The following is a 7,335-nucleotide window of genomic DNA, read 5'->3' as shown; positions in this document are numbered from 1 at the left end:
GGCAGCAGAGCGATGAAAGCCATGTCCGACGTCCCTGGGTGGTTCGAAGCCTACGGCCGTCGCCCAGTTCGAACCCCCTGAAAGAAAGGTAAGGATCGATGACATTCCCAGCGAGCCAGACCCCGGATCGGAGTGGTGGTGGGCCGTCGGCCAAGCTCGTGCCGGTGCTGTTGCCGGTGGCGGTCGCGGTACTCGGTGTGGTGAATTTCCTGTTGGGTCTCGCGCCCTACATGCGGATCGAATTCGGTGGGCACGTCGCGCTGTCCGCGTTCGAATTCGGATTCGCGGTGGTGCCGTTGGCGTTGCTGCTGCTCGGCGGATTCTGCGCGGCGCTGTCGTTGCTGCCCGGTCAGGATCTACGGGGCGTCGCGCTGGCCGCATCGGCGGTCGGATTCGTGACGTCGGTCTTCCAGTGGTTCCAGTTGCCCGACGATTCCGGTATCGCGTGGGGCGGCGTCGCCATCTTCGTGTTCGGGTTCCTGCAGACCGCGGTGGCCGTGGTCGCGTTGCTGTTCGGGATCGGTGTGCTCGTCCCCGCGGCGCGGTCGGGACGGTCCGCGGCGTACCCGGCGCAGTCCCAGTTCCCGCAGCCCAGTGGGTACGGGCAGCAGGGGAGTCCTCAGCCGGGGAGTCCCCAGCCGGCCGGGCAGTTTCCGCAGCAGTACGGCGGGCAGCCCCAGAGCCAGCAGTACACCGGCCAGCAGTACGGCGCGCAGTCTCCACAGCACTACAGCGGCCAGTACCCGAGCCAGCAGTACACCGGTCAGCAGTACACGGGCCAGTACCCGAGCCAGCAGTACACCGGTCAGCAGTATTCGAGTCAGCCGTACGGGACGCAGCAGTTCCCGTCCCAGCCGACCCCGTCCCAGCAATATCCGATCGGATCGCAGCAGTATCCGACCGGGCCGCAGCAGTATCCGACCGGGGGTGCGCCGGAGCCGAGCCACGACGACGACACCGAACTGGCCCGCCCGTCCGACAACGACGCCACTGTCCTGTCGCCGGCACCGGACGACCAGGACGCCACCGTGGTCTCGCCGCCGCCGGACGACGCCACCCAGGTGCTGAAGCCGAACGACGAGCAACGGTGACATGTTCGACGACTCGGCGGGGTGCGCCTGATCGCAACCGTTGCGGCGCGCCTGATCGCAACCGCTCGCGGTCGGTGACACCCTCGTCTCGATGACATCGACGCTAGGCCGGAACTCCCGCCTCCCCACGAATCAGGATTCGCCGGATCCGGAGCAATTCCGCATTCTGCTCGGCACGGCGGCACGCGTACCGGCCGTGACGATGGCGCTGCTCGTGACGGTCGTCGTGACGACGCTCGTCGCCGCGAGCAGCGACCTCACCGGCGTGTACGCGGCGACCGCAGGTGCCTGGCTCGGCCTGCACCAGGTCACCCTCACCATCGACGGCACCGCGCTCGGCGTGCTGCCGCTGCTGCCCACCGCGGTGCTGGTGTGGCTGTCCGCCCGCTCGTGCGCGTCGGCCGCGGACGCGATGGTCCTGCACAGCGGGTATGCCCTCGACGGTCGCGACGCCGCGCGGATCACCGCCGCGACACTGGCCGGACCGCTCGCCGTGACGGTCACCGCGCTCGTCGTCATCCAGGACGCCTCGAGCGTGCTGCCCGTCTCGATGCCGGACCCGGCGCAATCCCTGGCGTGGGTGACCGGGCTGTATCTGCTGTCGTCGCTGCTCGGCGTCGGGTCGAGGATGTGGCGTCCGCTCTGCGACCGGTACGCAGTCCCCGAATGGCTGGTCGACTCGGTCCGGCCCGCAACCCGGGCGGTGCTCGGCATGTTCGCGATGGGCGGGCTGCTCACCGTCGTCGGGATGCTCTGGTCGTGGCAGAGCGTCGGGGAGCTCCTCGCCCGCGGCGAGAACTGGATGGGCGTCCTCGGCCTGCTGGTCATCTCGATCCTGTATCTGCCCAACGTGATGATCGGTGCGGCCGCGGTCCTGGCCGGCAGCACCGTCGAGTTCGGCGAGGTCCGGCTGAGCCTGTTCGAGGCGTCCGGCGGTGACCTGCCGGCGCTGCCGGTGCTGGCCGCGATCCCGCCGGGCCCGGCACCGTCCTTCTGGCCGGTCGCGCTCGCGGTGCCCGCCACGATCGGCGCACTGCTCGGCCGGTACGTCGCCAAACGCAACCTCGAGGCGCAGGCGCGCGGCGAGTACGTCTCCAGCAGCGACGGGGCCCTGACCGTGCTGGCGGCCTCCGCCGAAGCCGGTGTCGTCACCGCGCTCGCGACCTGGGCGGCCGGTGGGCGGCTCGGGTTCTTCGGGGTGGTCGGCGGCAACTGGTGGCTCGCCGGGGTCCTGATGTTCGCGTGGTCGGGTCTGCTGGGGATCATCACCGCGCAGCTGTTGCTGTGGCGGGAAGGCAAGCTGGCCGCCGCCGAAGCCGAGGCTGCGCGCGCGGCCGAGGCGGAGGAGTCCGCCGAGCCGGACGACACGGAGGACGACTCCGACGAGGACGGCGAGTCCGGGGAGGACGCCGCTGCCGGTGAGCTCGAGGAACCGAAGGCACTCGAAGCCGCGCCCGCCGGAGACGCCGAATCCGCAGATGCCGAGGACGAAGACGGAGACGAGGACACCGACATCGAGGACGTCGAGGACGACACCGAGGTGGTCGATGCGGAGGTGGTCGACGACGATGAGGAGCCCGAGTCGAAACCCGACGCGAAGGACATCGAGGAACCCGACGTCGTCGACGCCGAGATCGACGACGAAGCCGACGACGGGGACCTCGCGAAAGGTACCCGGAACACCAGCGACTAGGCTCTAGACGGCCGATGGTCCGGCCGACCCCTCTTCGAGTCCAGGAGTAGAGCGCTGACTGCCTCGCGTGACCAGTTGCCGCCGACCGCGCCGGCGCGGGTCGTCGTACTCGCCTCAGGTACCGGCAGCCTGCTGCGGTCGTTGATCGACGCCACCCGCACCGACGGCTACCCGGCCCGGATCGTCGCAGTCGGCGTCGACCGCGACTGCAAAGCCCTCGACCATGCCCGCGAGGCGGACATCCCCGGTTTCCGGGTCGCGTTGCGCGACCACGCCGACCGTGCCGCCTGGGACGTCGCGCTCACCGACGCCGTCGCGGCGCACGAGCCGGACCTGGTGGTGTCGGCGGGCTTCATGAAGATCCTCGGCCCCGCGTTCCTCGAACGCTTCGGCGGCCGCATCATCAACACGCACCCGGCTCTGCTGCCCGCATTCCCCGGCGCGCACGCCGTCCCCGACGCCCTCGCCTACGGCGTGAAGGTCACCGGGTCGACCGTGCACCTGGTCGACGGCGGCGTGGACACCGGGCCGATCCTGGCGCAGGAACCCGTGCCGGTCCTCGAGGACGACGACGAGGACACCCTGCACGAGCGCATCAAAGTTGTGGAACGACGGTTGCTGGCCGAGGTGGTCGCCGCTGTCGCAACCCGTGGAGTTGTATCCGATGGACGAAAGGCCGTGATCCCCAGTGACCGAACGTAAGACTGTGCGCCGCGCACTGGTCAGCGTGTACGACAAGACCGGACTGGTCGAACTCGCGACCGGGCTGCACCAGGCCGGGGTCGAACTGGTCTCCACCGGCTCCACGGCCGCGACCATCGCCGGCGCCGGAATCCCCGTTACCAAGGTCGAGGAGCTCACCGGCTTCCCCGAGTGCCTCGAGGGCCGCGTCAAGACGCTGCACCCGCGCGTGCACGCCGGCATCCTCGCCGACACCCGCAAGCAGGACCACCTCGACCAGATCAAGGACCTCGGCATCGAGGCGTTCGAGCTGGTGATCGTCAACCTGTACCCGTTCACGCAGACCGTCGCCTCGGGCGCGACCCCCGACGAGTGCGTCGAGCAGATCGACATCGGCGGCCCGTCGATGGTGCGTGCCGCCGCGAAGAACCACCCGTCCGTCGCCGTGGTCGTCGATCCGGCCCGCTACGACGCGGTCATCGACGCGGTGAAGGCCGGCGGGTTCACCCTGCCCGAGCGCAAGGCCCTCGCGGCGCAGGCGTTCCAGCACACCGCCGCCTACGACGTCGCGGTCGCGAGCTGGATGAACAGCGGCTACGCCACCGGGGCGAGCGAAGCGACGGGGGATGTCACAGCGGACGGCGACGACAGCAAGTTCCCGGCGTGGGCGGGCGCGACCTGGACGCGCGCGAACGTGCTGCGGTACGGCGAGAACCCGCATCAGGCGGCCGCGCTGTACGTGAACGAGGGCGGCGAGCCGGGTCTGGCGCAGGCCGAGCAGTTCCACGGCAAGGAAATGTCGTACAACAACTACCAGGACGCCGACGCCGCGTGGCGCGCCGCGCACGACCACGACCGGCCGTGCGTCGCGATCATCAAGCACGCCAACCCGTGCGGTATCGCCGTCGCCGACACGGTCGCCGAGGCGCACCGCAAGGCGCACGAGTGTGACCCGGTGTCCGCGTTCGGTGGGGTCATCGCCGTCAACCGCGAGGTCAGCGTCGAGATGGCCGAGCAGGTCGCCGAGATCTTCACCGAGGTGATCATCGCCCCGTCGTACGCCGCCGGTGCCGTCGAGGTGCTCGCCCGCAAGAAGAACATCCGCATCCTGCGGGCCGACTCCCCGAAGTCCGCGCAGATCGAGCTGCGTCAGATCTCCGGTGGCCTGCTGCTGCAGGAGCGTGACCTGCTCACCGCGGACGGCGACAACGCCGCGAACTGGGAGCTCGCGTGCGGCGACGCCGCCGACGAGCAGACCCTCGCCGACCTGGAGTTCGCGTGGCGCGCCTGCCGTGCCGTGAAGTCCAACGCGATCCTGCTGGCTTCCGGCGGCGCGACCGTCGGTGTCGGGATGGGCCAGGTCAACCGGGTCGACTCGGCGCGTCTCGCGGTCACCCGCGCGGGCGATCGTGTCGTCGGATCCGTCGCCGCGTCGGACGCGTTCTTCCCGTTCGCGGACGGCCTGCAGGTCCTCACGGAGGCCGGCGTCAAGGCCGTCGTGCAGCCGGGTGGATCGGTCCGTGACAACGAGGTGATCGAGGCCGCCCGCGAGGCCGGCATCACCCTCTACCTGACGGGCGCACGCCACTTCGCGCACTGAGCGCACCCCGACCCGGGGCAGCCGCCCACCCGACGACGACCTGACGTCAGGCCGCGTACGGGTGGGCGGTTTCCGGTCGGTGGGGCGCCTCGATGTCGGTGGTGCCGCGGCCGTCGGAGATGACGAGCCGGGCGGCACCGCGGTCGAGCAGTTCGCGGATGAGATCGGCGGCCAGTGCGCCCTTCTCGGCGTCGACGTGGCGCAGGTCGATCGTGATGGCGTGCCCGGTCAGATCGGTGGGCAGGTCCTTCGGGACGGAGCCGGTGGCTCCCAGTCGCAACTTCATGTGGTTCTCCTTGCTTCGAAAAGAATGGGGATAAGAAAGGGCACCCGAGGCGATGTGCCTGGGGTGCCCGAGAAGCGAGTCGGATGTGACTCTATTCCCGGGATCGCCTTGCGGCGCAGTGGAAGTGGAACTCGGGTACGAATCGATATGTGCGCTTGCGATGCTGCATCGGACCGTACCTTTCTCGAGTATCCAGCGGGTTAACGGGGAACCATACCCCAATGACGAGAGTTTTACATCCCCAATTTTCGTGCGGTGAGGTCACAGACCCCGCAGCCAGGCCACGAATCCGTCGGTGAACTCCGTCGAATACGGCAGGTCGGCGATGTAATCGGCGCCGGTGGACTGCTGGTCTCCGATGTCCTTGAGCACGTGGTTGGCGTTGCGCAGCCGCAGCGACGTCAGCTTGGTGTGCACGAGCGCTTCGTCGAGGGCGTCGACGTCCTCGACGCGCAGCTGGATGTCCTTGTCGGAGACGCTGGTGAGCACCGGTAGTGCGCTGTCGATCTGCGCGGCGAGCATGCGCGGATCCAGCGAGTCCTCCTCGGCGAGCGCCTTCGCGTTCGTCGGGACCAGGCCCGCGTTGCGCAGCGGCTCGGGCAGGCGGTCGCTGAGGGTGCCGTCGGCGCGCAGCGACTCCACCGCCCCGGTGAGCGCGACACGCAGTTCGTCGGCGACCTGGACGGCCAGCTGACCGGCCGCGACGACCGCGTCGAGCTGCGCGTCGATCTGGGCGGTCAGCAGGTCCAGCAGACGGACCGCCAGCGGTTCGAGCAGGGCCAGACCCGCGACCCGCTCACCGGCGTGCGCGAGCGACAGGGCGATGAGCGCGCCCTCGCTGTGCCCGACGACGTACACGCGCTCGGGGTCGACGCCGGGCTGGTCCGCGAGGAACTGCAGGCCGTCGCGGGCGGCGTCGATGAACGTGGAGAAGCCGAGGTCGGCGACGTCCTCGACCGCGTACGGGCCGAGCCCGGTCAGGCCGCTGCCGAGCTTGTCGTAGCGCAGGCTCGCGAATCCGTTGATCTCGAGGATGTCCGCGAGGTGGCGGAGGGTGCCGATCGGGCCGGGCAGCAGCGCGCTGTCGCCGTTGCGGTCGGTCGGGCCGCTGCCGGCCAGCAGCAGCACGGCCGGAACCGGGGTGTCACCGAGAGCGGGTACTCGCAGGCTGCCGTACAGCGTCACGTCGCCGCTGGTGAAGGTGATCTCGGTTTCCGACATGACATGTGTCTATCAGAAGTTCCGGACGTCGCGGCCACCGGAGGGCTGTGTCGCCGGCGTGTTCGATGTGCATGCGGTGTTCGACGTGCATGCGGTGTTCGATGTGCATGCGGTGTTCGATGTGCATGCGATGGGCGCGGATCTACGCGGCCGGCCTCGTGAACGCTCCGCGGACGCGGCGGAAGCGGCGGTAGCCGCGGTATCCGAACCACGTGAGCAGCGCGAGCAACGGGATGACCAGCAGCGGCAGCACCATCGAGATCAGCGACGTCACGAACGAGGTGACGCTGTCGATCACCGACATCACCGGGTTCCCGAGACCCGCCGTCGTCGCCGTACTCACCGCGCGGGTGCCCGTCTGCGCGGTGCTCACCGCCAGCGCGGTCGGGGCCCCGATGACGATGCCCGCGATCGCCGCCATCGCCGGATCGAGGTTGGCGAACGCGGCCCACGCCGCGACCGCACCCGCGACCGGCCGGGTGACGGTGCCGATCGCCGACATCGCGTTGTCGACCAGCGGGACGAGATCCGCGACGACCTCCACGACGGTCGCGATCGCCAGCGCGATCAGAGCGGCGGACGAGCCGATCCACTGCATCGACTCGTTCAGGACGATCCCGAACCATCCGAAGTGGACGGCGGCGCTGAGCATCAGCAGCGGCAGGAAGGTGCGCAGGCCGGTGGCGGCCGCCAGGCCGAGGCCGAGCAACGCCGCGAGGATCCAGATCTCCACGGCCCGAGTGTAGGGCGGTGCGGACGGGAA

General features: G+C 69.8%; 7 protein-coding genes. 4 read left to right on the top strand and 3 right to left on the bottom strand.

Features of this window, described 5'->3' with window-relative positions:
- Positions 1–98: 98 nt before the first annotated feature.
- From ACWDTS_RS23965 to purH, 4 genes are all read left to right on the top strand, one after another.
- Positions 99–1,091, top strand: coding sequence for a DUF5336 domain-containing protein (locus tag ACWDTS_RS23965; RefSeq protein WP_197252474.1), 993 nt, complete (start codon positions 99–101; stop codon positions 1,089–1,091).
- A gap of 91 nt (positions 1,092–1,182) precedes the next feature.
- Positions 1,183–2,784, top strand: coding sequence for a cell division protein PerM (locus tag ACWDTS_RS23960; protein WP_450110599.1), 1,602 nt, complete (start codon positions 1,183–1,185; stop codon positions 2,782–2,784).
- A gap of 75 nt (positions 2,785–2,859) precedes the next feature.
- Complete coding sequence (gene purN / locus ACWDTS_RS23955) at positions 2,860–3,486, top strand: phosphoribosylglycinamide formyltransferase (protein WP_450110598.1); 627 nt, start codon at positions 2,860–2,862, stop codon at positions 3,484–3,486.
- Positions 3,473–5,065 (top strand): bifunctional phosphoribosylaminoimidazolecarboxamide formyltransferase/IMP cyclohydrolase, encoded by a 1,593-nt coding sequence (gene purH, locus ACWDTS_RS23950; RefSeq protein WP_197252472.1) that lies wholly within the window; start codon positions 3,473–3,475, stop codon positions 5,063–5,065. The genes purN and purH overlap by 14 nt, the downstream gene beginning before the upstream one ends.
- A 46-nt stretch (positions 5,066–5,111) precedes the next feature.
- Here purH and ACWDTS_RS23945 read toward each other — a convergent pair whose 3' ends face one another.
- The 3 genes from ACWDTS_RS23945 to ACWDTS_RS23935 form a co-directional block, all read right to left on the bottom strand.
- A complete protein-coding gene (locus ACWDTS_RS23945; RefSeq protein WP_248675956.1) occupies positions 5,112–5,351 on the bottom strand; it encodes a hypothetical protein in 240 nt (79 codons plus the stop codon).
- A gap of 261 nt (positions 5,352–5,612) precedes the next feature.
- Positions 5,613–6,572 carry an alpha/beta hydrolase gene (locus ACWDTS_RS23940; protein WP_197252470.1) on the bottom strand — a complete coding sequence of 320 codons (960 nt, stop codon included), beginning with the start codon at positions 6,570–6,572 and terminating at the stop codon, positions 5,613–5,615.
- A 142-nt stretch (positions 6,573–6,714) separates the two neighbouring features.
- Positions 6,715–7,305, bottom strand: coding sequence for a DUF4126 domain-containing protein (locus ACWDTS_RS23935; RefSeq protein WP_197252469.1), 591 nt, complete (start codon positions 7,303–7,305; stop codon positions 6,715–6,717).
- Positions 7,306–7,335: the final 30 nt, after the last annotated feature.

The organism is Rhodococcus sp. NPDC003383 (assembly GCF_053589115.1).
Note: the sequence above shows the minus strand (reverse complement) of the source record. Positions and strands in the feature narration are given on the sequence as shown.

Coding starts and splice junctions, on each gene's coding strand:
- ACWDTS_RS23940 (WP_197252470.1), bottom strand. CDS start 6,572: ATGTCGGAAACCGAGATCACCTTCACCAGCGGCGACGTGACGCTGTAC.
- ACWDTS_RS23965 (WP_197252474.1), top strand. CDS start 99: ATGACATTCCCAGCGAGCCAGACCCCGGATCGGAGTGGTGGTGGGCCG.
- ACWDTS_RS23945 (WP_248675956.1), bottom strand. CDS start 5,351: ATGAAGTTGCGACTGGGAGCCACCGGCTCCGTCCCGAAGGACCTGCCC.
- ACWDTS_RS23960 (WP_450110599.1), top strand. CDS start 1,183: ATGACATCGACGCTAGGCCGGAACTCCCGCCTCCCCACGAATCAGGAT.